21 protein-coding genes and 2 pseudogenes are annotated in these 24,632 nt (G+C 65.5%); 18 read left to right on the top strand and 5 right to left on the bottom strand.

Annotation, left to right across the window (positions count from 1 at the left end; genetic code table 11):
• Positions 1-4: 4 nt before the first annotated feature.
• The 6 genes and pseudogenes from AC5W54_RS16130 to AC5W54_RS16155 form a co-directional block, all read left to right on the top strand.
• A pseudogene (locus AC5W54_RS16130) lies at positions 5-379 on the top strand (transposase); the annotation flags it as partial.
• Between the two features lie 267 nt (positions 380-646).
• Positions 647-1,813, top strand: coding sequence for a glycosyltransferase family 4 protein (locus AC5W54_RS16135; protein ID WP_495963114.1), 1,167 nt, complete (start codon positions 647-649; stop codon positions 1,811-1,813).
• A gap of 199 nt (positions 1,814-2,012) precedes the next feature.
• Positions 2,013-2,456, top strand: a complete 444-nt coding sequence (locus AC5W54_RS16140; protein ID WP_495963115.1) for a glycosyltransferase — start codon at positions 2,013-2,015, stop codon at positions 2,454-2,456.
• Positions 2,453-3,052, top strand: a complete 600-nt coding sequence (locus AC5W54_RS16145) for a sugar transferase (RefSeq protein ID WP_495963116.1) — start codon at positions 2,453-2,455, stop codon at positions 3,050-3,052. Before AC5W54_RS16140 ends, AC5W54_RS16145 begins: the two co-directional genes overlap by 4 nt.
• Complete coding sequence (locus AC5W54_RS16150; protein WP_495963117.1) at positions 3,045-3,683, top strand: acetyltransferase; 639 nt, start codon at positions 3,045-3,047, stop codon at positions 3,681-3,683. The genes AC5W54_RS16145 and AC5W54_RS16150 overlap by 8 nt, the downstream gene beginning before the upstream one ends.
• Before the next feature lie 146 nt (positions 3,684-3,829).
• The gene (locus AC5W54_RS16155; protein ID WP_495963118.1) at positions 3,830-4,864 is read left to right on the top strand and encodes a sugar-transfer associated ATP-grasp domain-containing protein; all 1,035 of its coding nucleotides are present in this window, start codon (positions 3,830-3,832) and stop codon (positions 4,862-4,864) included.
• Between the two features lie 623 nt (positions 4,865-5,487).
• Here AC5W54_RS16155 and AC5W54_RS16160 read toward each other — a convergent pair.
• A pseudogene (locus AC5W54_RS16160) lies at positions 5,488-5,589 on the bottom strand (transposase); the annotation flags it as partial.
• 174 nt (positions 5,590-5,763) lie between these two features.
• Here AC5W54_RS16160 and AC5W54_RS16165 point away from each other — a divergent pair.
• Together AC5W54_RS16165 and AC5W54_RS16170 are read left to right on the top strand one after the other, a co-directional pair.
• The gene (locus AC5W54_RS16165) at positions 5,764-6,936 is read left to right on the top strand and encodes a DegT/DnrJ/EryC1/StrS family aminotransferase (protein WP_495963119.1); all 1,173 of its coding nucleotides are present in this window, start codon (positions 5,764-5,766) and stop codon (positions 6,934-6,936) included.
• 464 nt (positions 6,937-7,400) lie between these two features.
• A complete protein-coding gene (locus tag AC5W54_RS16170) occupies positions 7,401-8,843 on the top strand; it encodes a PQQ-dependent sugar dehydrogenase (protein WP_495963120.1) in 1,443 nt (480 codons plus the stop codon).
• 377 nt (positions 8,844-9,220) lie between these two features.
• Here AC5W54_RS16170 and AC5W54_RS16175 read toward each other — a convergent pair whose 3' ends face one another.
• On the bottom strand, positions 9,221-10,255 hold the full coding sequence (locus AC5W54_RS16175; protein WP_495963121.1) for a LacI family DNA-binding transcriptional regulator: 1,035 nt from the start codon (positions 10,253-10,255) through the stop codon (positions 9,221-9,223).
• Positions 10,256-10,410: 155 nt separating this feature from the next.
• Here AC5W54_RS16175 and ltnD point away from each other — a divergent pair, with 155 nt between their 5' ends.
• The 10 genes from ltnD to AC5W54_RS16225 all read left to right on the top strand — a co-directional run bounded on the left by ltnD (position 10,411) and on the right by AC5W54_RS16225 (position 20,951).
• Positions 10,411-11,346, top strand: coding sequence for an L-threonate dehydrogenase (gene ltnD / locus AC5W54_RS16180; protein ID WP_495963122.1), 936 nt, complete (start codon positions 10,411-10,413; stop codon positions 11,344-11,346).
• 2 nt (positions 11,347-11,348) lie between these two features.
• A complete protein-coding gene (gene otnK / locus AC5W54_RS16185) occupies positions 11,349-12,668 on the top strand; it encodes a 3-oxo-tetronate kinase (RefSeq protein WP_495963150.1) in 1,320 nt (439 codons plus the stop codon).
• Entirely contained in the window at positions 12,665-13,312 is a 648-nt protein-coding gene (gene otnC / locus AC5W54_RS16190; protein ID WP_495963123.1) for a 3-oxo-tetronate 4-phosphate decarboxylase, read from the top strand. The genes otnK and otnC overlap by 4 nt, the downstream gene beginning before the upstream one ends.
• A 24-nt stretch (positions 13,313-13,336) precedes the next feature.
• Positions 13,337-14,146, top strand: coding sequence for a 2-oxo-tetronate isomerase (gene otnI / locus AC5W54_RS16195; protein ID WP_495963124.1), 810 nt, complete (start codon positions 13,337-13,339; stop codon positions 14,144-14,146).
• A 251-nt stretch (positions 14,147-14,397) separates the two neighbouring features.
• Positions 14,398-15,360: a D-erythronate dehydrogenase gene (gene denD, locus AC5W54_RS16200; protein ID WP_495963125.1), complete on the top strand. Its 963-nt coding sequence runs from the start codon at positions 14,398-14,400 to the stop codon at positions 15,358-15,360.
• 92 nt (positions 15,361-15,452) lie between these two features.
• The gene (locus tag AC5W54_RS16205) at positions 15,453-16,445 is read left to right on the top strand and encodes a TRAP transporter substrate-binding protein (RefSeq protein ID WP_495963126.1); all 993 of its coding nucleotides are present in this window, start codon (positions 15,453-15,455) and stop codon (positions 16,443-16,445) included.
• A 54-nt stretch (positions 16,446-16,499) separates the two neighbouring features.
• Positions 16,500-17,174 carry a TRAP transporter small permease gene (locus AC5W54_RS16210; protein ID WP_495963127.1) on the top strand — a complete coding sequence of 225 codons (675 nt, stop codon included), beginning with the start codon at positions 16,500-16,502 and terminating at the stop codon, positions 17,172-17,174.
• Positions 17,171-18,445, top strand: coding sequence for a TRAP transporter large permease (locus tag AC5W54_RS16215; RefSeq protein WP_495963128.1), 1,275 nt, complete (start codon positions 17,171-17,173; stop codon positions 18,443-18,445). The genes AC5W54_RS16210 and AC5W54_RS16215 overlap by 4 nt, the downstream gene beginning before the upstream one ends.
• Before the next feature lie 43 nt (positions 18,446-18,488).
• Complete coding sequence (locus AC5W54_RS16220; RefSeq protein ID WP_495963129.1) at positions 18,489-19,955, top strand: aldehyde dehydrogenase family protein; 1,467 nt, start codon at positions 18,489-18,491, stop codon at positions 19,953-19,955.
• Between the two features lie 114 nt (positions 19,956-20,069).
• A complete protein-coding gene (locus AC5W54_RS16225; protein WP_495963130.1) occupies positions 20,070-20,951 on the top strand; it encodes an NAD(P)-dependent oxidoreductase in 882 nt (293 codons plus the stop codon).
• Here the strand turns inward: AC5W54_RS16225 and AC5W54_RS16230 are convergent.
• Genes AC5W54_RS16230 through AC5W54_RS16240 form a run of 3 tightly spaced genes read right to left on the bottom strand, consistent with a single transcriptional unit; the run spans position 20,948 to position 24,572 of the window.
• Positions 20,948-21,808 (bottom strand): PPC domain-containing DNA-binding protein, encoded by an 861-nt coding sequence (locus tag AC5W54_RS16230; RefSeq protein WP_495963131.1) that lies wholly within the window; start codon positions 21,806-21,808, stop codon positions 20,948-20,950. The genes AC5W54_RS16225 and AC5W54_RS16230 overlap by 4 nt on opposite strands.
• Positions 21,805-23,406 (bottom strand): acyl-CoA synthetase, encoded by a 1,602-nt coding sequence (locus AC5W54_RS16235; RefSeq protein ID WP_495963132.1) that lies wholly within the window; start codon positions 23,404-23,406, stop codon positions 21,805-21,807. The genes AC5W54_RS16230 and AC5W54_RS16235 overlap by 4 nt, the downstream gene beginning before the upstream one ends.
• Positions 23,403-24,572 carry an acetyl-CoA acetyltransferase gene (locus AC5W54_RS16240; RefSeq protein WP_495963133.1) on the bottom strand — a complete coding sequence of 390 codons (1,170 nt, stop codon included), beginning with the start codon at positions 24,570-24,572 and terminating at the stop codon, positions 23,403-23,405. Before AC5W54_RS16240 ends, AC5W54_RS16235 begins: the two co-directional genes overlap by 4 nt.
• Positions 24,573-24,632: the final 60 nt, after the last annotated feature.

Consider the following 24,632-nt stretch of genomic DNA (forward strand, 5'->3'; position numbering starts at 1 on the left):
CCCGATGAAGCAGATCTCGTTCGCCCAAGCCGAGCACCAGAACAAGAAAAAGGTCACCTGCCGCGAGCGGTTCCTGGCCCAAATGGATGCCCTGGTGCCATGGCAACGCCTGATAGACGCACTATCGCTATCGTATTTCCCGAGTGCGGCGGGTATGCGGGGGCGCCCGCCGATCGGCCTGGAGCGCATGCTGCGGATCTACTTCCTGCAGCAGTGGTATGTGCTCGCCGACGAGGCGCTTGAAGACGCCATCTACGACAGTCAGGCCATGCGTGACTTCATCGGAATCGATCTGGCCATCGAGAGCGTGCCAGACGCCACCACGCTGCTGCGTTTCCGCCATCTGCTGGAGAAGCATGCGCTGACCCAGCGCATCTTCTAGGCTTTGTCCGAAAAGTGTCTGCGCTCGGCCATACGGCGTTAAAAATCAGCTCAAAGACCTTATTTACACCCCGTAAACTCCGTCTTTTCGCCGATTTTTGCCTTGTCTGACCATCGCTCGTCGACTTTTCAGACATAGCCTAGGAGATCAACGCCAGTCTGGCCGAGCAGGGCCTGTTCATGCGCGAGGGCTCCATCCTCTCAAGGTTTGGAGCCTCCGGGAATCCCGGGACGGTTCAGGGATCCGGCAAGCAGAGGATTTTAGATGATTAATACGGCATTGATAAATAACATTGATAGAACTGTACAGCCTAAGAAAGTGATGATGATTGGTGGAGCGTCTCGCTCCCTGGTCAACTTTCGTGGATCATTGTTGAAACGGCTACGTCAGCGTGGACATGAGGTGTTGACTGCTGCTGCATCCGATAGTGCGGTAGATGAAGTACGCCGAAAATTAGAAAAATTAGGAATTTCTTTCGTTCCTCTCTCTCTTTCAAGAGGGGGGCTAAACCCAGTCTCTGACTGGAGACTTGAGCGTCAGATAGTTGCTCTGCTGAGACAACATCGGCCAGAAGTATTGATTGCTTATACAGCGAAGCCAGTTATATATGGTGGCATGGCGGTCCGGGCCGTAGGGGGTATCCGTTTCTTTCCAATGATCACCGGGCTTGGCTATGCGTTTTCAGAAAGTGGTGGTTGGCGACGGACTTTATCTCATTTCGCTCAGTTAAATCTCTATCGTCGCTCATTGCACAATGCCGATGTTACTATATTTCAGAATCCAGATGACCAATCTCTTTTTAAGAGGTTGGGGTTGGTTAACGGGGCTTCTGCTCGTGTTTATGGTTCGGGAGTAGACCTTCGGAGCTTTCCGTACAATGAATTACCTTCGGATCCCGTTTTCCTTATGTTGGCAAGATTGGTTGCTGACAAAGGAGTAAGAGAGTATGTACAAGCAGCTAGACAAATAAAAAAACGCTTTCATGATGCCAGATTTCAGCTGGCAGGTGCTCTTCAGTCGGGGCCAGGTGCTATTACATATGATGAGTTGGATGCTTGGAAAAGTGAAGGAGTAATTGAATACCTTGGAAAATTAGATAGTGTTCAAAAATCCTTGGCTGCTTGCAGATACTACGTCCTTCCCTCCTACTATAGAGAAGGAACTCCACGTTCAGTTCTGGAGGCATTGGCGACAGGGCGGCCGATCATTACGACAGACTCTCCTGGGTGCCGTGAGACCGTAAAACACGGTGTAAATGGCTACCTTGTGACTCCCCGTTGTGTTTCTTCGTTGGTGAAGGCAATGATGAATGTGCTTCAGTCGGACGATGGCGAGATACAGAAAATGGCAAAGGAGAGTCTTGAACTGGCTAAGCGATACTATGATTCAGAGCGTGTAGATCACAGTGTTTTGACTATTATCGGTCTTTAGATGTTGTGTGGATGTTTGGCGAGTGAGGTGAAATGGAGTGTCATAAGAAGTGCATTAATTTTCATTCTGATATTGGTAGTATGGGTGGTCTCAATGACCAAGTGCAACACCTGACCCATCAGCCGGTGTTCTGGATGTTCCTGGCTGCTGCTGCCTACGCTGCCAGTCGTCACGCCATGCTCGTGGATCAGGAGGCGTCATGAAGATTGCATTGATCGGTACTCAAGGCTCATCGATTCTGGGGGTCATCCACTATCACGGTGTGGTCAGCAACGTGCCCGATCATCTAAGGCGGGCCAGCGTCTTCGTGTTGCTTTCCTTCTATCGCGAGGGAGTTCCATGGAGTACCCAGGAAGCCATGGCGGTGGGGCGTGCGGTGATTACCAACGACAGCACTGGCTATCGCGATACCGTCGTACCTGGCGTGAATGGCTTGTTGATCCCGCCCCACGATGCCGGGGTCCTGGCTCAGGCCATAGGGACGCTGATCGCCGACAGGCCGAGAGCAGCCGAAATGGGCAGGATGTCGCGGCTCCTTGCCGAGCAACGCTTCGACGCCGACAAGGTGACCGAACGACTGCTGACGTTCCTCGGACTCAAATCGGCACAGGTTCCGGCTCGGGAGAAGGTATGTCCAACATGAGCAAACGTTGCCTAGACCTCCTGGTGGCGGGAGTGGCCCTGTTGCTGCTGTCGCCATTGCTACTGGTGGTGGCGCTGCTGGTTCGCTGGCAACTTGGCTCGCCGGTGCTGTTCCGCCAGCTCCGGCCCGGTCTGCATGGGCGCCCCTTCGAGATGTTGAAGTTCCGCAGCATGCGCGACGACTGCGATGCGAACGGGGAGCCCCTGCCCAACCATCGACGGCTGACCTCCTTCGGCCGATGGTTGCGGGCCTCCAGCCTGGACGAATTACCCGAGCTGTGGAATGTGCTCAAGGGAGACATGAGCCTGGTGGGCCCCCGTCCACTGCTGATGGAGTACCTGTCGCTCTATACCCCCTGCCAGGCCCGGCGCCACGAGGTCAAGCCGGGGCTGACCGGTTGGGCCCAGGTCAATGGGCGCAATGCCATCAGCTGGGAGGAGAAGTTCGTGCTGGACGTGTGGTACGTGGACCACCGCTCGTTGCGGGTCGACCTCCGCATCCTCCTGCTGACCTTGCGTAAGGTCTTGCGGCGCGAGGGAATCGCCCACGCTGGGGACGTCGCCATGCCGCGTTTCCGGGGGGGCACCCATGAGTAATCCTGGACGACTGGCCATCCTGGGGGCGAGTGGCCACGGCAAGGTGATGGCCGACATCGCCTTGCAGAGTGGTTGGGAAGAGGTCTGCTTCTATGACGATGCCTTCCCGGATCGTGACATGGTGGAGCAGTGGCCGGTAGCGGGAACCTTCGAGGCGTTGTTGCGTGACCTGGCCTGCTTCGACGAGGTGGCGGTCGCCATCGGCGACAACCGCGTCCGCGACGAGCGGTTGGTGTGCCTGCTCGAGCATGGCGGGAACCTGGCGACCCTGATCCACCCCCGGGCCATCGTCAGTCCCTTCGCCACCGTGGCGCCCGGCTGCGTGGTGGTGGCCGGTGCCGTGATCAACGCTTACGCCCTGGTGGCCAGGGGGGGCATCATCAACACCGCGGCCACGGTGGGGCACGATTGCCGGTTGGCGTGCGGCGTGCATGTGGCACCCGGCGCCAACCTTGCTGGCGGCGTCTCGGTGGGGCGCTTCACCTGGGTGGGGGTGGGCGCTGCCGTTCGCCAGGGGGTGTGTCTGGGCGAAGGCGTGATGGTAGGGGCGGGCGCCGCGGTGGTACGCGACGTGGAGGATGGTGCCACCATGGTGGGGGTGCCGGCACGGCCAATGCGGCGCTTGGGCTGATTGGCAACTGATCTTACCCAGGCCATGGCCTCACCTGGCAGGGTCGCAGCGTAGGTGACCCCGGGCAGCCAAAGGTTAGTACTGCTTTCCATAAAGCAAGGTAACTGACTTGAGTGCTTCGTCATTTCGTGTCTTGAGGTGCGGCGATGAAGGCTATAATTGGGTGGGGATATTGTTTGCTCAAGACCGATTGGCGTGAAATATGGAGGTTGGCTCATGATGTCAAAGGGAATAATGGCTCTTCCTGGGTGAGCGTGCTGGCCGATCTGATGATGTCAACTCTATATTACAAGGTTTCACCTTCCGAATATTTCTATTTTCGTTTCCCGGGGATGGGAAAGAAAGAGCGGTCAGGCTGGGCAGGGACGACAGCGATGTGGATGGCTCAAAGAAGATTTGTGCCAAGAGAAGTCATATCCACCTTTTCATCAAAAGAAAAGTTTCGTAATAAATTCGATAATTTGATGGCGGAGCATGTAGGCATTCTTTCTTGGCCGGATGTTGACGGCTCCATCGTGAGACGGTTGATTGACCAAGACGTCAGTAGCTGGTTTTTCAAACCGGAAGACGGTCAGTGCGGTGCCGGAGGATTCATCCTTGACGCAAGTGGCCTAACTGACGATGAACTTCATAAAAAGATAAGCAAGAAATTGAGGCATGGTCAGAAATATATTGTGGAGAGAACTCTCGTCAATCATGAGGCACTGAGGGCTGTAAATCCATCCTGTCTGAATACTGTGCGAGTCGTTACTTATACCGATGGTAGAGACGTCGAGGTACTTTTTTCTAGAGTCAGATTTGGTAATGGCGGGGATGTCGATAATCTTGGTTCAGGCGGTTATGCAGCAGCAGTTGATTCGGTCACAGGTAAAGTCAGTGGAGCAGCAGTCAGCACAAGATCTGGTGTGGCCGAATACTACGAGAAACACCCCATCTCGGGGATCGGGTTCGACGGCATAGAAATACCCCATTGGGACAGGGTGATTGAGTTGGCGATGAGTGCGGCCTTGGTCGAGCCGAGGGCAAGTATCGTGGGTTGGGATGTTGCAGTAACGGATTCGGGGGTCTATCTCGTAGAAGGAAATCACAACTGGGGAAAATTGTTGTGGCAGCTCCCGGTCAGAAAAGGATTGAGATCCGAGCTGGATAAATATATGAATATGGTTGCAAATACCCATTGAGGTCGCCACTCCGATGCTAGCAATTCGCCCTTTTCTAGCAAAGGGTTAAGTAATCATTTCATGAGCTCATGAGGTGTATTTAAATGCTAGCCAAGGGGGCGGTCGCAATGACCAAGTGCAACACCTGACCAATCAGGTATCGTGTTGCCATGACCCATTGCTATCGCCATCTCTAAGCTGGGTTAGTTGACAACTACGCTGACAGGTAGGGGTAGCGTCCTGATGAGGAGGATGATCAGCATTTAGGAGGAATGGCTGATGAATCTGCAGTGATTCTATTTGTATGTTTATTATTAATAATATAAACATCTGGTGTGAGAGTGACGAGATGAGCAGGATCCTAATTGTCATCGTATTGCGGTGATGGTGGAATACGAGGATTATGATCATGCTGTTCAATTGGGCCGCTATCATTACAATGACCTCCTATTTTTCGTTAGCCCGGCGGGGCGAGGGTTGGCTGTCTCCTACAGTGAGTTTGATAGCCACGCAGTCTGCTATCGCAATGCCATTGCCACACTGGTCATTGAGGAAGGCGTTTCAGATATCGATCAGCTCGTGGCACGGTCCCAGGACTGGGATATCCTGTACCGCTCAGAACCATGCCTGCCCCTGAAACGCCAGCGCCGGGCGGCCTCGGATACGGAATACCCCTGATCGATCACCAGGCTCACCGCATCCGCCTTGAATTCATCGGAAAACCGACGTCGAGTCTTCTTGGTCATGAACACCTCCATTGCCTCTATTATGAGGCTTATCGGTGTGTTCGCTCCAATTGGACCACTTCACCATGGACCTGGTCTACTTGTGGCGCACGGTTTTCCCGGCGCCGTATCGCCAGAAGACGGATGCCTGAGGCGTCGCGACTGGAAGGGCGCCCCAGGCGCCGGGAGGCGGGAATGGAAGGCTGGCCACGTTTCGAGGAGGACGAACTGGAGGCGGTGAGCCGGGTGCTGCGTTCCGGGTGGGTCAACTACTGGAGCGGCGAGGAGGGGATCTCCTTCGAGCGGGAGTTCGCCGCCTTCCATGACGTGCCCCATGCCATCGCCCTGGCCAACGGCACCGTGGCCCTGGAGCTGGCGCTTCACGCCCTGGGCGTCGGTCCCGGCGACGAGGTGGTGGTGACGCCGCGCAGCTTCATGGCCTCGGTCTCCTGCGTGGTGGCCCGGGGCGCGCGGCCGGTGTTCGCCGATGTCGCCCCGGATTCCGGCAACCTGACCGCCGAGGGCGTGCGTGAGGTGCTCACCCCGCGCACCCGGGCGATCATCGCGGTGCACCTGGCCGGTTGGCCCTGCGACCTGGTTGGCCTGAGGGCGCTGGCCGACGAACATGGCCTGTGGTTGGTCGAGGACTGTGCCCAGGCTCATGGCGCCACCTGGCGCGGTCGCCTGGTGGGCAGCATCGGCGATGCCGCGGCCTTCTCCTTCTGTACCGACAAGATCCTCTCTACCGGCGGCGAGGGGGGCATGCTGCTGCTGCGCGATGAGGAACACTGGCGCCGGGCCTGGAGCTACAAGGACCATGGCAAGAGCTGGGACGCGGTGCATGCCGAGCACCCGCCGGGTTTCCGCTGGCTGCACGAGAGTTTCGGCACCAACTGGCGGCTCACCGAGATGCAGTCCGCCATCGGCCGGGTGCAGTTGCGCAAGCTGCCGGCCTGGTTGGTGCAGCGGCGCGCGAACGCCACCGTGCTGGCCGAGCGGCTCGGCCGCCTGCCGGGGCTGCGGGTACCCCTGCCGCCGCCCGAGGCGGAGCCCGCCTGCTACAAGTTCTACGCCTTTGTCGAGCCCGAGGCGCTGGGGCCGGGCTGGGATCGTGATGCCATCGTGACGGCGATCCAGGCCCGGGGGGCGATCTGTCTCCACGGTGGCTGCAGCGAGATCTACCGGGAGAGCGCCTTCGACGGGACCGGCTACCGGCCCGCCGAGCGGCTGCCGGTGGCGCGCCGGCTCGGCGAGACCAGCCTGATGTTCCTGGTCGATCACACCCTGTCGTCCGACACGATGCATCGCGTGGCCGACGCCGTGGAGGCGACCCTTCAGGAGGCAACGAGCTGGCTCTCCAGGCGCTGATATGCGTCGGTGGCTTCGAGCGTCCGGTACTGCTGCTTGCCACCTGAGCATTTCCCTGGCGCTGTTCTATGGCGGTCTGATGAGTAGGCTGACCAGCATTTAGGAAGAATGACTGATGGCTGTGAAGTGTTTCAATGTGTATGGTTATTGTTAATAATGTAATCCGCGGGTATGAGGGTAACGAGATGAGCAGGAGCCTAATCGTCATCGTCTTGTCGCTTGTGGTGGGGACCATGCTGGCAGGGGGAGTCTTCACCGGGCATGTGATCACTGCATATGGACTGCCAACCCATCAGTTCCTGCAGGAGCGGAGCCGAGAGCTGGCCCAGTTTGTACGGCCAGTGAGAGTTAAGCTGGATTCACACTTGGTAAGCCATTATTCTAACGAATTCCCGACCATATTCTTGAGAATCCGTGGAGATGGAGTTCGCATCCCCGTCGACCGTGATGGTTCGGGAGGGGGGATGACCTCATTCGGCGATGTGGTTCTGTTAGTTACTCATAAGGGAAGGATTTTTGCCGCTAGTTCGGTCGATGATGTGCGAGAAACACGCATTGAGTCACCGGGAAATGGCTTTGATAAATACACCAAGATTTCAAGGATGGTGGAATACGAGGATTACGATCATGCTGTTGGATTGGGTCGCTACCGTTACAATGACCTCCTGTTCTTCGACACCTCGGCGGGGAGAGGGCTGGCTGTATCATACACTGAGTTTGATGATGAGGCGGTCTGCTATCGCAATACCATTGCCACACTGGCCATTGAGGAAGGCGTTTCAAATATCGATCAGCTCGAGGCAAGGCCCCAGGACTGGGATATCCTGTACCGCTCAGAACCATGCCTGCCCCTGAAGCGACAGCGCCGGGCTATTGAGCCTCAGGTAGCCGGTGGACGCATGGTGTTCTCGCCCCCTTCTACGATCTACACCGCCAATGGTGATTATCACTGGGATGGCGTTTACGGACCTGAGGCGGTGGCCCAGCGGCCCGACATGGATTACGGCAAGATGGTGGCCATCGATCTGGAAACGGGGATTGCCCGCAACATCTCATCGGGGCATCGTAATATCCAGGGCATCACTCTGGATCGTGAGGGCCAGCTATGGGCTGTCGAGCATGGTCCGCGAGGCGGGGATGAGCTGAATCGTATCGTGGAGGGTAACGACTATGGTTGGCCATCGGAAACTCTGGGTACTGCCTATGACGGTACCCCGTGGCCGCTGGCGATCTCATACGGCCATCACGACACCTTTGCCCCTCCCACCTTTGCCTGGCTTCCTTCGGTGGCGATCTCTGGCATGACACGCGTCGAGGGATTCGATGATAGCTGGAATGGTGACTTGCTGATGGGGAGCTTGAAAGGTCGGAGCCTACATCGGATACGCATACGCGATAATCGCGTCAAGTTTGTAGAGCCCATCGAGGTTGGTAAGCGACTACGGCATGTGCATCAACACAGTGATGGCCGCCTGGTCCTGTGGACGGATGACAATTTTCTGATTTTCCTGACGGTCTCGGATAATACCTTCTTCAGTGATATCGTCGACAACTATTTCGAAAAGAAGGACTATGATGCCGTGCAGTCTCGTAAGGTGCGAGAAGCCCTGGACATGTGCATGCAATGTCACTCCTTCGAGCCCCAGGACATTGCTGGAGCCGAACTCAATGCGCCAAGTATAGGAAACGTATATGGTCAGTCCATTGCCTCGAGTGATTATCGCGACTACTCGGCCGCATTAAAGGGCAAGCGCGGGAGATGGACTGCTGATAACCTTGAAGCCTTCCTGACCGACCCCCAGACCTGGGCCCCAGGAACCTCTATGCAAGGCGTAAAGATTGATGATCCCTTTGTGGCCACTGAGTTGGTCGGCTTGCTGAAGGAAGTGACCGAGGCTAACGACTAATTTTCTCTTGGCTCCTTTTCTCCAACACTTCCTGCTGGTTTTCGACCAGCGGGACGAACACTCGGGTATTGGGGAGTTCCTGCTTCTCAAAGAGCCGGGTGTGCGTTGAGCGGGAATAACTACGTTAACAGATAGAGCCCTACGCGTACTCGCAGTTCGTGTTCGAGACGTTGCCGACACTCAGTGAGGATGACAACCTCGAGGCCCTGCTTCCCTGGCGGTGGAAAGAGGCGTCACCGCTGTTAGTCTGCCTTGGGTAGATGGGGCGGGTGGCTCGTTTACCGACGAGCTGAGACGGCGCCCTCACGATCCCGGATGCACACGACGCCGCGGCATTGCCGCGGCGTCGTGCGTTTTATGGCCCGGGGTGACGACGGCTAGGTGCTCTCGCCCTCGACCAGGGTGAAGCCGACGTCGTGCTGGCGCCGTCGCACCGCCTTGCCGGCCAGGCGCCGAAGCACTTCCTCGGCGGCCAGGCGGCCGATGGTGTGGCGCGGGGAGAGGATGGTGGTCAGCCGCGGGGTGACGTGTCGCCCGAGCGGCAGGCCGTTGAAGCCGGCGATGGCGATCTGGCCGGGCACGCCCAGGCCCCGGCGCTGGGCGTGGAGCAGGGCGCCGGCGGCGAGGTCGTCGTTGGCGAAATGGATGGCGGTGAGGTCGGGGTGGCGTTCCAGGGCGAGATCCAGCCCCCGGGCGCCGGCGTCGAGTCCGCCGGGCCGGCCGATGTCGAGGCAGGGGGCATCGAGGTCATGGCTGGCGAGCACCTCGCGGTGGCCCTCGTAGCGCAGCCCGGCGCGATAGTCGGCGGCCATGCCGGCGCCGACATAGGCGATGGCGCGGTGGCCGCGTGCGTGCAGGTGGCGGGCCATGCAGCGGCCGGCGTCGCGGTGGTCGAGGCCGACGTTGAGATCGAGCGCCTCGCCCAGTTCCATCACCTCCATGATCGGCTGGTCCCAGCCCTCGAGCATGGTGCGGCAGGCGTCGCTGTGGCGCAGCCCGGCGGTCACCAGCGCCGAGCACGACCAGCCGAAGAAGGTGCGAATCAGCTGGTACTCGCGCTGCAGGTCGTAGTCGGTGTTGCCGAGCAGGATCTGGTAGCCCTGGGCCTCGAAGGTCTCCTGCAGCCCGTGGATCACCTCGATGAAGACCGCGTTGGCCAGCGACGGCACGATCACCGCGATGAACCGCGAGCGGGCGGAGGCGAGGCTGCCGGCCACCAGGTTGGGCACATAGCCGAGCCGCTCCACGGCCTGCAGCACCCGGGTGCGGGTGGCCGCGTTGACCCGCTCCGGAGCGTTGAGGGCACGCGAGGCGGTGATCGCCGAGACGCCGGCCGCCTCGGCGACCTCCTTGAGCGTGGGCTGGGCCGAGCCGCGGCGCCGTCGTGGCTCCGTCGGTGTCCGGTTAGACATTGGTCGCAGCTCCCTGTCTGATGCTTGCCGCCCGCGAGGGGATCATCTACAAACAGTTCCAGGACAGATGATAGCGCTAACATGTTAGCGCTACCAGTCAGGTTTACCAGCCGGTGCGCAGCGCGGGCGGACGGCAACCAGCGGGAGGCGAGCGAATGAGCGATGCGACGGCAGGCAAGCCCCGGGTGGGGGTGATCGGCCTGGGCGCCATGGGGCTGGGAACGGCCACCGTACTACGGGAGGCGGGGCTGGAGGTGGTCGGCTGCGACATCTCGGCCGAGGCCCGGCAGGCCTTCGAGGCGCGTGGCGGCCGTTGCGTCGCGGCCCCCGAGGCATTGGCCGGGCGGTGCGAGGTGGTCCTGCTGGTGGTGGTGAGCGCCGACCAGGTCGAGGCGGTGCTGTTCGGCGAGCAGGGCCTGGCCGGGCGGATGCCTCCCGGCGGGCTGGTGATGCAGTGCGCCACCGTGGCGCCGAGTTTCGCGCGGCGGCTGGGTGAGCGCCTGGCCGCCAGTGATCTGCTGATGCTCGATGCGCCGATCAGCGGCGGCGCGGCCAAGGCCCGGGCCGGTGAGCTGTCGGTGATGGCCTCCGGTGCCGAGGCGGCGTTCGAGCGGGCGGCACCGGTGCTCGACGCCATGGCCGGCACCGTCTACCGCCTGGGCGAGGCGCCGGGCGTCGGCTCGAGCATGAAGCTGGTCAATCAGCTGCTCGCCGGCGTGCATATCGCGAGTGCCGCCGAGGCCATCGCGCTGGGGATCCGCATGGGGCTCGACCCCGAGACCGTCTATGAGGTGATCACCCACTCGGCCGGCAACTCCTGGATGTTCGAGAACCGCGTGCCGCACATCCTCGCCGGTGACTATACCCCGCTCTCCGCCGTCGACATCTTCGTCAAGGACCTCAACATCGTGCACGAGACGGGGCGCGAGCTGGCCATGCCGACGCCGGTGGCGGCCAGCGCCCTGCAGCAGTTCACCGCGGCTCGGGGCGCCGGCTTCGGGCGCGAGGACGACGCCGCGGTGATCAAGGTCTACCAGCGGCTCTCCGGCATCGACCTGCCGCGGGCGGCCAACGACGACGGAGGGGCATGACCATGGCCATCGTGCTCGGCGCCATCGCCGATGACTTCACCGGCGCCACCGACCTGGCGAACAACCTGGTGCGCGGCGGCATGCGCTGCGTGCAGACGATCGGCGTGCCGGAGCAGCCGCTGGCGCTGGACGATGTCGATGCGGTGGTGGTGGCGCTGAAGTCCCGCTCCTGCCCGGCCGACGAGGCGGTGGCCGATTCGCTGGCGGCGCTCGACTGGCTGCAGGCTCGTGGCGCCCGCCAGATCTTCTTCAAGTACTGCTCGACCTTCGATTCCACCGACGCCGGCAATATCGGCCCGGTCAGCGATGCGCTGCTGGAGCGGTTGCGGGCGACAGAAACGGAGCGGCTGGGGGCAAGCCAGACGGTGATGGTGCCGGCCTTTCCGGTCAACGGCCGCACCGTCTACCAGGGGCACCTGTTCGTCGGCGACCGGCTGCTCAACGACAGCGGCATGCAGGACCACCCGCTCAACCCCATGACCGATGCCGATCTGGTGCGGGTGCTGGCGCGCCAGACGCCACACCCGGTCGGGCTGGCGCCGTACGCGGTGCTGGCCGGCGGCGGCGAGGCGACGCGCCGGCACCTCGACGCCCTGGCGGGGCAGGGGGTGCGGCACGTGGTCTGCGACACCCTCGACGAGCACGACCTCGAGGTGCTGGCCGAGGCGGTGGTGGACTTCCCGCTGGTCACCGGCGGCTCGGGGCTGGGGCAGGCGCTGCCCGGGCAGTATCGGCGTCATGGCTGGCTGGGCGAGGTGACCGAGCCCGGCCGGCTCGAGCCCGCCGCCGGTGGCGCCCTGGTGCTGTCGGGCAGCTGTTCCCGGGCCACCCTCGGCCAGGTGGCGCATTTCCTCGCGCGTCATCCGGGGTTCGCCCTGGATCCCCTTGCGCTGGCCGAGGGTGACGATCACCTGGCGGCGGCGCTGGCCTTCGCCCGTGGCCACCTGGCGGGGGGCGGGCCGGTGCTGGTCTACGCCTCCGCCGACCCCGAGCGGGTGAGGGCGGCCCAGGCGGCGCTGGGCGTCGAGCGCGCTGGGCAACTGGTCGAGGACGCCCTGGGGCGGTTGGCCGCGACCCTGGTCGACGAGGGGGTGGGGCGGCTGGTGGTGGCCGGCGGCGAGAGCTCGGGGGCGGTGGTCTCGGCGCTGGGGATTCGCCAGCTGCGCATCGGCGAGCAGATCGACCCCGGCGTGCCCTGGACCCAGGCGCCGCTGGCGGGGCGCGAGACGCCGCTGTCGCTGGCGCTCAAGTCCGGCAACTTCGGCGGCGAGGACTTCTTCACCCGGGCCTTCGCGGTGCTGCCAACGGAGGAGACGCCATGAGCGCACACGACGAGAACGGCCTGCGCGAGCAGATTTCCACCCTGGGCAAGTCGCTGTTCGAGCGTGGGCTGACCCTGGGCTCGAGCGGCAATATCAGCGTGCGGCTGGAGGACGGCGGCTGGCTGATGACGCCGACCAACGCCTGCCTGGGGCGGCTCGACCCGGCGCGGATCTCGCGCCTCGATTGCGACGGGCGGCTGCTCGGCGGCGACAAGCCGACCAAGGAGAGCTTCCTGCACATGGCGATGTACGGGGAGCGGCCACAGTCCGGGGCGATCGTCCACCTGCACTCCACCCATTCGGTGGCCGTCTCCTGCCTGCCCGAGGTCGACCCCTGCGACTGCATCCCGCCGTTGACCGCCTACTATGTGATGCGGGTGGGCCGGCTGCCGCTGGTGCCCTATCACATGCCCGGCGACCCGAGCCTCGGCGATGCGGTGCGCGGCCTGGCGGGCCGGCACAGCGCCGTGCTGCTGGCCAACCACGGCCCGGTGGTGGCCGGCAAGTCGCTCGAGGCGGCGGTCTATGCCACCGAGGAGCTCGAGGAGACCGCGCGGCTCTACCTGCTGCTGCGCGGCCAGAATCCGCGGGCCCTGACCCCCGAGCAGGTCGCCGAGCTCGAGGCGCGCTTTCCGCGCGACTGACTCCGACTCCAACAGGACACGATCATGATCCGACTGGCCGCCAATCTCAGCATGCTGTTCACCGAACACGACTTCCTCGACCGCTTCGCGGCCGCGGCCGATGCCGGTTTCCGCGGCGTCGAGTACCTCTTCCCCTATGCCCATTCGCCCGAGGCGATCGGCGCGGCCCTGCGCGACGCCGGGCTCGAGCAGGTGCTGTTCAACCTGCCCCCGGGGGACTGGGCGGCGGGCGAGCGCGGGCTGGCCAGCCTGCCGGGCCGTGAGGCGGAGTTTCGCGACTCGGTGGTGGAGGCGCTGCGCTATGCCGAGGCGCTCGACTGCCCGCGGGTCCACGCCATGGCGGGACTGCTGCCGGCGGACGCCGATGCCGAGACCCGGGCGGCGCACCAGGCGACCTACCTGGACAACCTGCGCTTCGCCGCCGGCGAGGCGGCGAAGGCGGGGCGCGAGGTGCTGATCGAACCGATCAACACCCGCGACATGCCGCGCTATTTCCTCTCCCGCCAGATTCAGGCCCTGGCGGCGCTGGAGGCGGTGGGCGCCGACAACCTGCGGCTGCAGTTCGACCTCTACCATTGCCAGGTGATGGAGGGCGACCTGATCCGCCACCTGGAGCGGCAGTTCGACCGCATCGGCCATGTGCAGATCGCCGGGGTGCCGGGGCGTCACGAGCCGGATGTCGGCGAGGTGCACTACCCGGCGGTGTTCGAGCGGCTCGAGTCGCTGGGCTACGGCGGCTGGGTGGGGTGCGAGTACCGCCCGGCCGGCGGCACCCGCGAGGGGCTGGGGTGGGGAAAGGAGTACGGGCTGAGCCATTCCCCCACGGGGATCTGACCCCCGGGATGCGAGTCGAGTCACCCAGGGCGGCCGCCGCCGGGGTGGAGTCGTTCCCCCACGGGGGTCTGACCCCCGGGTTGTCGAGGCCGGCGAGAGAGCCGGTGTCGACGGCTTCGGTCGGGATCGGGGTCAGACCCCAAGGAGACCCCCGGGGATGTCGAGATCGGCGAGTTAGCCGGTGTCGCCGGCTTCGGTCGGGAATGGGGTCAGACCCCAAGGCAACAAGGACAACAGGAGGCGAGACCACCATGCATATCGTCATCACCGGCGCCGCCGGTTTTCTCGGCCAGCGACTCGTCGGCCAGCTGCTGGCGCGCGGCGAACTCGACGGGCGGCCGATCCGGCGCCTGACGCTGATCGACCAAGTCGCGCCACCCGAACCCGACGCCGGCGCCATCGAGGTCGTCTCCCGGGCACTGGACATCACCGCCCCGGGCGCCTTCGACGGCGTGCTCGCCGAGCGGCCGGAGGCCATCTATCACCTGGCGGCGGTGGTCAGCTCGGCCGCCGAGGAGGACCTCGACCTCGGCATGGCCGTCAACTTCGACGCCACCCGGGCGCTGGTCGAGGGCTGTCGCGCCCACGGGCTCGGCGGGACACGGCTGGTGATGGCGAGCTCGGTGGCGGCCTACGGCGGCGAGCTGCCCGTGGTGCTCGACGACATGACCGCCCTGCAGCCGCAGAACTCCTACGGCACCCAGAAGGCGATGTGCGAGCTGCTGATCAACGACTACAGCCGCCGCGGCCTGGTGGACGGCCGCGTGCTGCGCCTGCCGACCATCGTGATTCGCCCGGGGCGGCCCAACGCCGCAGCGTCGAGCTTCGCCTCGAGCATCCTGCGCGAGCCGCTTAACGGCGAGGAGGCGATCTGCCCGGTGCCGGTCGACCAGGAGCTGTTCGTGATGTCGCCGGGCCGGGTGGTCGAGGCGCTGGTGCATGGCGCCGAGGTGCCGGGCGATGCGCTGGGGGCGTTTCGGGCCTTCATGCTGCCCGGCATCACGGTCAGCGTGGCCGAGATGCTCGGGGTGCTGCGCGAGGTCGCCGGTGACGAGGCGGTGGCGCGGGTGCGCCATGTGCCGGACGCGAGCATCCGCACCATCGTGTCCGCCTGGCCGGTGCGCTTCGACACGGCCAAGGCCGAGCGGCTGGGGTTCCACGGCGACGCCGACTTCGGAGAGATCATCGATGCGTTCCTCGCCGAACGCACATGAGCCGTCACCCTGCCACTCCCGGCAGGAGCTTGAACGGGGTTGCAGCCACCGTGTGGTGGCATGACCCAACAACAACGAAAGAGGGCATGATCATGACCAAGCGTTTCGCACGCCGCGCGCTCACCGCCGCCATCGGCGGTCTCACCGCCACCGCGCTCACCCTTCAGGCCCAGGCGGCCACCGAGGTGAGCCTGGGGCATACGCTGTCGCCGACGTCACACTACGGGGTCGGCGCCCAGGCGTTCAAGGAGACCCTGGAGCGTCTCTCCGACGGTGCCTTCACCGTCACCGAGCACTCTTCGGGTGCGCTGGGGGGCGAGCGCGCCATGATCGAGGGGCTGCAGATCGGGACCGTGGACGTGGTGATCACCTCCACCGGCCCGCTCGGCAACTTCGTGCCCGAGACCTATGTGCTCGACCTGCCGTTCCTGTTCGAGGACTACGACCAGGCCCGCTGCGTGCTCGACGGCGAGATCGGCCAGGCGCTGCTCGAGCGGATGAACGGCCACGAGCTGGTCGGCCTGGCCTGGTCGGAGAACGGCTTCCGCCACCTGACCAACAGTCTGCGTGAGGTCAATGGCCCCGAGGAGGCCCGGGGCCTGAAGGTGCGCACCATGGAGAACCGGGTCCACCAGGAGGCCTTCCGCCAGATGGGCGCCAGCCCGACGCCGATGGCGTTCCCGGAGTTGTTCACCGCGCTGCAGCAGGGCACCGTCGATGGCCAGGAGAACCCGATCACGGTGATCGTGGCGACCAACTTCTGGGAGGTACAGGATCACCTGTCGCTGACCGGGCACGTCTATTCGCCGGCCGCCATCCTGGGGTCGCCGCTGCTGCTCGACGGCCTGAGCGACGAGGAGCGCGAGTGGTTCCACGAGGCGGCCCGGGCGTCCGCCGCGGCGACCCGCGAGGAGGTGTCGCGGCTGGAGCGCGAAGGCGTCGAGCTGCTGCGCGAGAAGGGCATGACCGTCAAGACCGACGTCGACCCGGCGCCCTTTCAGCAGGCCGTCGAGCCGGCCTACCAGATCTACACCGATCAGTACGGCAGCGAGATGCTCGACCGTATCCGCGCCAGCAGCTGCTGACCCCACCCGGCCTCCGGCCAGCGCCGGAGGCCTTCCCCGGACAAGGTGATCTCGATGGTGTCCTGGCTTCTTCGTGCGGAAAGCCTGCTGACCCGGCTGGCGATGGCGGTCGCGATCGCGATGCTGATCGTCTCGGTTTCGCTGGGCTTCTATCAGGTGCTGACCCGCTTCATCTTCAACGCCCCCTCCACCTGGAGCGAGGTGCTGTCGCGCACGGCGATGATCTGGTGCGTGTTCATGGGCACGGCCGCCACCTTTCGCGGTGGCTTCATGATGGCCGTGGAGGTGATCTACAAGCTGCTGCCACGGCGCACCCTGCTGGGGCTCGAACTGGCCATCGGCGCTTGCTGCCTGCTGGTGCTGGGGGTGCTGATGTATTACGGCATCCTGATGACGCTGCGGGTGCGCAACCAGATGCTCTCGGGCCTGGAGCTGTCGATCGCCTGGGCCTACGCGGCGATTCCCACCGGCAGCGGCTTCGCCATGGTGGCCGTGGTGGCGCGCCTGCTGGCGCAGACGGTGGGGCTCGAGAAACTCGGGCCCGAGAACAGCGACGTGGCGCCCGAGGCCGAGGCCGTCCCCGCTCAGGGGTCTGCCCCCGTGCCCGACAGGAGTCGGCAACCCGTGGACCCCACGGTGATCTCGACATCCCGGGGGGCAGACCCCAGGGCGGCTTCCGCATCGACTGCCGATGGGCACCACGACACCCGGGGAGGCGATCGCTCATGAACCTCGCCATCGGCCTCTCGCTGGTCATCCTGTTCGCCCTCGGCGTGCCGATCGCCGTCTCGATCCTGCTCGCCTCGATCATCGGCATCGAGTTCTTCTCGCGCCTGCCGCTGCTGATGGTGCCGCAGCAGATGTTCGTCGGCATCGACCACTTTCCGCTGATGGCGATCCCGTTCTTCATCCTGGCCGGCAACCTGATGGCCGCCGGCGGCATCTCGGCGCGGCTGGTCGACCTGGCCAAGTCGATCGTCGGTGGCGTCCAGGGCGGCCTGGCGATGACCTGCGTGCTGACCTGCATGATGTTCGCCGCGGTGTCGGGCTCCAGCGTGGCCACCACCTTCGCCATCGGCGCCATCCTGATCCCGGCGATGGTCCGGCACGGTTATCCCAAGCCGCTGGCGGCCTCGATCCAGGCCTCCTCGGCGGAGCTCGGGGTGCTGATCCCGCCGTCGATCCCGCTGATCCTCTACGGGGTGAGCACCGATACTTCCATCGGCCAGCTGTTCATCGCCGGCATCGGCCCGGGCCTGCTGATCGGCGGGGCGCTGCTGGTATTCCTCTACCTCTTCTGCAAGCTGCGCGGCTACGGGCTCCAGGACCGCGAGGAGCGCAGCGACTTCACGGTCGCCTTCCGCCGCGCCTGGGCCGCCATGCTGATGCCGGTGGTGGTGATCGGCGGCATCTACGGTGGGGTTTTCACGCCCACCGAGGCCTCGGCGGTGGCGGTGTTCTATGCGCTGGCGGTGGGGGGACTGCTCTATCGCGAACTGCGACTCGCCGAGCTGGGGCCGATCCTGCGCCAGAGCGTGATCTCCACCGCGGCGGTGATGCTGATCATCGCCGCGGCGTCGCTGTTCAGTTTCCTGATCAGCCGCTCGGGCCTGCCGACGCAGATCGCCGCCTGGGTGACCCAGGTCTTCGACAGCCCCTGGGCCTTTCTGCTGGCGGTCAACGCGCTGCTGCTGGTGGTGGGGATGTTCATCGAGACCTCGGCGGCCATCCTGGTGCTGGCGCCGATCCTGGCGCCGATCGCCATGCAGTTCGGCGTCCACCCGGTGCATTTCGGGCTGATCATGGTGGTCAACCTGGCGCTGGGCATGATCACGCCGCCACTGGGGGTGAACCTGTTCGCCGCCTGCGCCGTGGCCAAGATCTCGATCGACCAGATGCTGCCCTGGCTGGTGCGCTTCGTGCTGGTGGTGCTGGCCTGCCTGATGGCGATCACCTACCTGCCGTGGATCTCCCTGGGGCTGGTCGATCTATTGTACTGAGGATCGCCGAGCGAGACCCACGAGAGACGAGGACAAGCGCATCATGAGCCATTACACACTCCCCGACTTTCCCCCCGCCGGTGCCTTGATCGGTGGCGACTGGGTCGCGACCCAGGCCACCCTGGAAGTGGAGGCGCCGGCCCGCGGGGAGCCCATCACCCGCATCGCCCGCTGCCGGCCCGAGGAGGTCGACGCCGCCGTCGGGGCCGCCGGCCTGGCGTTCTCCGGCCGGCTGGGGGAGTGGTCGAGCTGGAGTGCGCGGCGGCGCAGCGAGTGGCTGCTGGCCTTCGCCGCGGCCATCGAGGCCGACCACGACCGCCTGGCGGCGCTGGAGTGCCTGGACACCGGCAAGCCCATGACCCAGGCGCGTGGCGACATCGCCGCCTGCGCCCGCTACTTCCGTTTCTATGGCGGCGCGGCGGACAAGCTCCACGGCGAGACGATTCCCTTCGACAACGATTTCGCGGTGATGACCCTGCGCGAACCCTTCGGGGTCTGCGCCCAGATCATCCCCTGGAACTACCCCGCGCAGATCTTCGGCCGCTGCGTGGCGGCGGCGCTGGCGGCGGGCAATACGGTGGTGCTCAAGCCCGCCGAGGACGCCTGCCTGAGCGTGCTGCGCCTCGCCGAGCTGGCCGTGGCGCACGGCCTGCCGCCCGGCGTGCTCAACGTGGTGCCGGGGCTGGGCGGTGAGGCGGGGGCGGCGCTGGCGGCGCACCCGGGAATTCACCATCTCTCCTTCACCGGATCGCCCGAGACCGGCGCCCGGGTCGCCCGGGCGGCGGCAGAGCGCCATGTGCCGGTGACCCTGGAGCTGGGCGGCAAGTCGCCGCAGCTCGTCTTCGCCGACGCCGACATGGAGGCGGCGCTCGAGGCGGTGGTGCGCGGTATCGTCCAGAACGCCGGCCAGACCTGCTCCGCGGGTAGCCGCCTGCTGGTGCAGCGCGATGTGGCCGAGGCCTTCACCGGTCGCCTGGCGGAGGGCTTCGCGGCGCTGCGCTGCGATGCCGGCGAGGCCGATGCGGATTGCGGCCCCTTGATCAACGCCCGCCAGAAGGCGAAGCTCGAGGCCCGGCTGGCGGCGGCCGAGGCCGACGGCATTCGGGTGGCGGCCCGAGGCGAGCTGGCCCCGGGGGCGCCCGCCGGTGGGCATTTCGTGGTGCCGCGTCTGCTCACCGAGGTCCCCGCCGGGCACGAGGTGCTGCGCGAGGAGCTGTTCGGCCCGGTGCTGGCGGTGCAGGTCTTCACCGACGAGGCCGAGGCCCTCGAGCTGGCCAATGCCACCGACTTCGGCCTGTGTGCCGGGATCTGGACCCGCGATGGTGGCCGCCAGCTGCGCCTGGCCAAGGGCATCCGCAGCGGCCAGGTGTTCGTCAACAACTACGGTGCCGGCGGCGGCATCGAGCTGCCCTTCGGTGGCGTGGGGCGTTCCGGCCATGGTCGCGAGAAGGGCTTCGAGGGGCTTAGGAGTTACAGTCGCATCAAGACGGTGGCGATCCGCCATGGTTGATCCATCGGCGGAGTTCCGACACCTTTCCGTACCGGAAGTTATACCGTTATCTTGGTGCCATCGAGACCGGTGGCACCATCCCGTAACACCTTGACCTGACAGAGGAGACGTACAATGAGCCAATCCCGACGTGTCGGCATGGTGGGCGTGGGCCTGATGGGCCACGGCATCGCCGGTAACCTGCTGCGTGCCGGCCACCGTCTCGCCTTTCTGGAACACCCGGGCAATCAGCCGGTCGACGACCTGCTGGCCGCCGGTGCGGTGGCGAAGGCCTCGGGGCGCGAGGTGGCCGAGGCCGCCGAGGTGATCATCCTCTGTGTGACCGGCTCGCCCCAGGTCGAGGCGGTGCTGTTCGACCCCGGCGGCGTGGTGGAGGGCCTGGCCCCGGGGGGCGTGGTGGTCGACTGCTCCACGGCGCTGCCGAGCTCCACGGCGAGGGTCGCCGCGCGGGTGGAGGAGGCCGGCGGCCGCTTCATGGACGCGGCCATGACCCGCACCCCCAAGGAGGCCGCCGAGGGGCGGCTCAATCTGATCGTGGGGGCGCCCGAGGCGCTGTTCGCCGAGGTGCGGCCTCTGCTCGAGAGCTTCGCCGAGACCATCACCCGTGCCGGGGAGGTGGGGGCGGGGCATACCCTGAAGCTGCTGCACAACTATGTGTCGCTGGGCTTCTCGGCGGTGCTGGCCGAGGCGACGGCGGCCTCGCGGCGTGCCGGCATCGACGACGCTGCCCTGCTGGAGGTGCTCGGCCAGGGCGGCGGCGGCGGCGTGGTGTTCGAGCGGTTGCGCCCCTTCATCGCGGCCGGCGACGCTTCCGGCTTCCGCTTCAGCGTGGCCAATGCCAGCAAGGATCTTGGCTACTATCATGCCATGACCGACGAGCTCGGCGTGGCGCGCGGCGTGGCCTGCGCCGTGCGCGACCTCTACGCCGGCATCGAGGACCAGGCGCTGGCGGTGCCCGAGATCATCCGTGTGCTGGAAGGGGCGCCACCGGCCTAGGGGTGGAGCAGTAGCTCGGTGGTCACACAGACGGCGTTGCGGCCGGGGGCCAGGGGGCCCCGTCGATAGTCGCCGTCGAAGCCCACCGCGGCGAGCTCGATGGTGACCCGCCCGTCCTCGAGGTGGCCGTCGAGGATCAGCACCTCGGTGGCGTGGCTGTCCAGGCCGCTGCCGTCCACGAAGGCGGTACCGACCAGGCTGCCCAGGCCGGACAGGCGGGCCCTGTCGATGCCGTGGCGGGCCGCCAGGGTCTCCACTGCCTCGCTCAGGTCCTGGTTGGGCCGCAGGGTGAACAGCAGGGCGTTGGGTGCCGGCGCCGCCTCGCCCTTGCGGCGGGGGGCGAACAGCGAAAAGCGGGTCTCCTCGTCGGGGGTCACCTCGAGGAGGGCGTCTTCCAGCACCAGGCAGCTCGCCTTGGTGTCTTCCGCCAGCACCGATTCGGTGGGCAGCAGGTGGCCCATGGCCAGGGTGCCGTCGGCGCCTTCCCAGATGCCGTGGCAGTGCAGGAAGGGCTGGCCGTCACGCCGGCCCACGTGCAGGCCGGCCCGGTGGATGCGCGCCGGCACAGCGAGGCGGTGGGTGTCGCTGTACCAGGCGGCGTGCTCGCCGCTTTCATCATCCGCCGGGATGACGTAGCGCAGCTTCTCCATCGCCACGTTCTCCAGGGTGAGGTAGGCGGCCCGTTCGCCGATCGCCGCCAGGGTAGCGACAGCCGCGTCATGCAGGGTCATGCCGCCGCCAAGGGTGAGGCGCTGCGGCGTCACCCGGCATGACACCGCCTGGTAGCGCCGGTCGGCCGGCGCCCCGGGGTGCTCGATCCGGCGCAGGCCGGGGGGGTGTGGGTCGTCCGGGGTCATGTCGCCTCCTCGAGCTCGCCGCGCTCCACCAGGGTCTCGCGGATGAGCTTCTTGGTGATCTTGCCGTAGGCCGACTTGGGCATCTCGTCCCAGAACACGTAGTGGCGGGGCAGCTTGTAGCGGGCCAGCTTGCCATCGAGCCAGGCCGCCAGATCGTCGGTGTCGAGCGCGGCGCCGGGGTAGGGCACGCAGACGGCCAGGCCCACCTCGCCCCAGACAGGGTCGGGCACGCCGAGCACCGCCACCTCGGAGATCTCCGGGTGGGTCAGGAGTTTCTCCTCGATCTCGCGGGGATAGATGTTGGAGCCGCCGGAAATGTACATGTCCGACACCCGGCCGGTCAGGTAGACGAAGCCCTGCTCGTCCATATGGCCCAGATCGCCGGTCAGGAACCAGCCGTGGCGGAAGCTCTTGCGGTTGGCCTCGGGGTTGTCGTGGTAGCCGGCGAACACGGCGGGGCCGATCACCGCGATCTCGCCCGTCTCGCCGGGGACGACCTCGTTGCCCTCGGCGTCCTGGATCTGCACCTGCATGCCGGTGCGCGCGAAGCCGCAGCTGCCGATCTTCATGTGGGCATCGTCGACGTGGTGGAAGGCCGGCGGCAACACCGTGATGTTGCCGGTGACCTCGCCGAGGCCGAAGTACTGCACCAGTACCGGTCCCAGGGTCTCCAGTGCCTTCACCTGGTCGGCCCGGTACATGGGGGCGCCGGCGTAGATGACGTAGCGCAGCGAGGTGTGGTCGTGCTCGTCGACGCTGTCGTGCTCGACGAGCATCTTGACGATGGTCGGCACGGTGAAGAGGTTGGTGACCCGCCACTTCTCGACCAGCGCCCACACCTCGGCGGGATCGAACTTCTCGCCGGCCGGAAGGATCGTCTTGACGCCGTGGGCCACCTGGGCGAGCTGATGGATGCCGGCGCCGTGGGAGAGGGGGGCGACGACGATGGAGGCGTCCTCGGGGCCGGTGCCGGGCATCAGGTCGCAGAGGTGGTTGGTGACCACGAAGGCCATCTGGCCGTGGGTCAGCACCGCGGCCTTGGGCCGGCCGGTGGTGCCGGAGGTGAAGAAGAACCAGGCCGGATCGTCGCGCTGCACCGCCACCGCCGGCAGGCGCCGGCCGGCATGGCGGGCGACCAGGGTCTCGTAGTCGGGGGCGAAATCGCTTTCGCCGATCGCCACGGTGTATTCCACCTGAGCCTGGCAGGCTGCGGCGTGCTCGGCGAAGGCGGCGCCACACAGCAGCCCCTTGGCGCCGGAGGACGCCGCCAGCCAGGCGATGTCATCGGGCGACTGGCGGTAGTTGGCGGGCACCCAGACGGCACCGGCCCGCCAGCAGGCGAACATCGCCTCGAACATCTGGTGGCAGTTGGCCGACTGCACCAGCAGGCGGTCGCCCTTGCGCACGCCGAACTCCTCCACCAGGGCGTGGGCGAAGGCCTCGGCACGAGCCTCCATCTCGGCCCAGCGCCAGCTGCGGTCGCCCCTCACGAAGCCGATGTCGTCGGGGTGACGCCGGGCGCTCTCGGTGAGCAGGTGGGAGAGGTTCATCACCCGGGTGGAGACCGGTGTCATGCCGTTGGCCAGGTCCATGCTCATTTGACTCGCTCCAGGATCGACACATAGTTGGTCACGGCGGCGCCCCCCATGTTGAAGACGCCGGCGAGGCGGGCCTCGGGGATCTGCATGTCGCCAGCCTCCTCCATGAGCTGCATGGCGGCCATGACGTGCAGGGAGACCCCGGTGGCGCCGATGGGATGGCCCTTGGACTTGAGCCCGCCCGAGGGGTTGACCGGCAGCCGGCCGTCCTTGTGGGTGATGCCCTCGCGAATCACCCGATGGCCCTCGCCGGGGGCGGCCAGTCCCATGGCCTCGTACTCGAGCAGCTCGGCGATGGTGAAGCAGTCGTGGGTCTCCACCAGGGAGAGGTCGTCGAGGGCGAGGCCGGCGGCCTCGAGCGCCTGGCGCCAGGCACGGGCGGCGCCGCGGAACTCGAGCACGTCGCGGCGCGACAGTGCCATGAGGTCGTTGGCCTGGGTGCGGGCGCGGAAGCCGATGGCACGTTTCAGCTGCGCCGCTGTCTCGGCGTCGGCGACCACCAGGGCGGCGGCGCCGTCGGAGATCAGCGAGCAGTCGGTGCGCCGCAGCGGGCCGGCGACGCTGGGGTTGCGCTCGGAGACGCTGGCGCAGAAGTCGACGCCCAGGTCCTTGCGTATCTGTGCCCAGGGGTTGGCGACGCCGTTGGCGTGGTTCTTGGCGGCGATCATGGCGAGCTCGCGGGAGCGGTCGCCGTAACGCTGGAAGTAGCGCTCGGCGATGCGGCCGAACAGGCCGGCGAAGCCGCCCTGGATGTCGGCCTCCTCGCGGTGGTAGCTGGCGCTGAGCAGGATGTCGCCCACCTCGGCGGTGGGGGTGGCGCTCATCTTCTCGGCGCCGACCACCAGGGCGAGGCGGCCGCGTCCCGACTCGATGAAGTCCAGTGCGCCGTGCAGCGCGGCGCTGCCCGTGGCGCAGGCGTTCTCGTAGCGGGTGGCGGGGGTGTGGGCGAAGCGCTCGTCGCCCATGGCCACCAGGGCGGCCTGGAAGTCCTGGCGCGAGAAGCCGTTGTTGTAGACGCCCACGAAGATGCCGTCGATGTCCTCGGGGGCCAGGCCGGCGTGGAGCAGGGTGTCGCCCACCACGCCCTGCATCAGGGCCTGGGTGTCGGGTTCGGGGCGCTTGCCGAAGGGGCTGTGCGCCCAGCCGACGATCTGTGCCTGTGTCACGTGCGTCACTCCTTCTCTGGTTGTCCTGCCGTGTGTTTCTTGTGCCCGTCTCGGGGCTGT

It is taken from the genome of Halomonas sp. LMYGS-3, from assembly GCF_059509875.1.